2 protein-coding genes are annotated in these 1,651 nt (G+C 39.9%); both read right to left on the reverse strand.

All coding sequences use genetic code 11. From position 1 onward, the window contains the following. Positions 1-392, reverse strand: a 392-nt coding sequence (locus tag Q0212_RS12075; RefSeq protein WP_297925839.1) for a DUF1365 domain-containing protein, incomplete at its 3' end; no start/stop codon positions are given. A gap of 4 nt (positions 393-396) precedes the next feature. After that, positions 397-1,651, reverse strand: a 1,255-nt coding sequence (locus Q0212_RS12080) for an FAD-dependent oxidoreductase (protein ID WP_297925842.1), incomplete at its 5' end; no start/stop codon positions are given.

Consider the following 1,651-nt stretch of genomic DNA (forward strand, 5'->3'; position numbering starts at 1 on the left):
TAACAATGACGTTCACCAAAGGTGTTATTAACCTCGCACAAAATCACTCTAAGCTGTTGTTGTTGGTCATAGCAGTACCAAAAGCTAACAGGATTAAATACATAGCCTAAAACACGCGGTTGACTTTGTAGCCAAATTTCACCATTAGCGATTTGGTCTAATTTTTTGTCGGCTAAAATTTGTCTAATCCATTGTTCGGCATCTTGGCCATTACCATGATCTTGTTCATAAAAAGACAATAAATTAAAACGGTTATAACCAAAGCCTGCCCGCGAAAGTTGATGACGCGCACTGAGCGGAAAACACATAAACAAAGCAGGATAACTAAACTGATGAGCAGCTAAGCCTATACGTTTATGAGCAACCTGACCAATATATAACCAGTTATTCATAGTGTTAGTCCAATACCGCTTGCCAAGGAATGTCTGCCCCTAATAATTTTGCAACACGCATTCCCGATTTAAGGCCATCCTCATGGAAGCCATAACTTGCCCATGCACCACAAAAATACAAATGATCTTTGCCTTGAATCTGAGCTAAGCGTTGTTGGGCTTTGTAGGCAGCAGCATCAAGTTGTGGATGGGCATAGTCAAAACGCTGCAAAATGTGTTGTTCATCAATCGGCTGACAAGGATTGAGTGTGACAAACAATGGTGTGCTAAAAGGTAAAGGCTGTAATTTGTTTAACCAATAAGTTACGGCAACTGCTTGATGTTTGTCCTGTTCGCTGTGTTGAGCATAGTTCCATGCTGCCCACGCTTGGCGATTTTTGGGCATCACTGAGCTATCAGTATGTAAATAAGCTTGATTAGGCGCGTAGCGAATTGCAGACAATAGCGATTGTTGTTCGGGCGTAGGGGATTGGAGTAGGGCTAAACTTTGGTCGGTATGACAAGCCAAAATAACTTTATCAAAGGATAAATGTTCGTGTTCAGTTTGAATATGCACGCCATGCTCATGGCTGCTTATTGCCATAACAGGCGTATTTAAACGTACATCCCCAATGCCAGCACAGAGTTGTTTAACGTATTGTCGAGAGCTGCCTTTGATGGTTAACCATTGTGGTCGATCACTGATTTGTAATAAACCGTGATTTAAACAAAATTGAATAAAGGATTCGGCAGGAAAATCTAACATATCTGCCGAAGGGGTTGACCAAATTGCCGCACCCATAGGCAATAAGTACCAATCTTTAAAGGCTTGGCTGTATTTTTCTTGGTGCAAAAGTTGGCCTAAACTTAACTGTTCAGCTTTGGCTAGAGCTAATAAAGGTAATGCTTGACGATTAAAACGTAAAATATCATTAATCATTTGCCAAAATTTTGGACGGACAATATTACGTTTTTGGGCAAATAAACTGGCTAAATTGCTGCCAGCCCATTCGAGATTTTCTTGATTTAACCGAACACTAAAACTCATATCGGTATTAGCAATAGTTAAATTTAGTAAAGAAAACAGCTGAATTAGGTTGGGATAGGTTTTTTCGTTAAATACCAAAAAGCCAGTATCAACCGCAGCTTGTTGACCATCAAGTTGAACATCTACCGCATTACTATGACCACCTGCATAATTATTTGCTTCAAAAACAGTAATTTGATGTTTTTTAGATAAGAGCCATGCAGCACTTAAGCCAGAAATTCCAGAGCCAACA

It is taken from the genome of uncultured Agitococcus sp. (assembly GCF_937920075.1).
Taxonomy (GTDB): Bacteria; Pseudomonadota; Gammaproteobacteria; order Pseudomonadales; family Moraxellaceae; genus Agitococcus.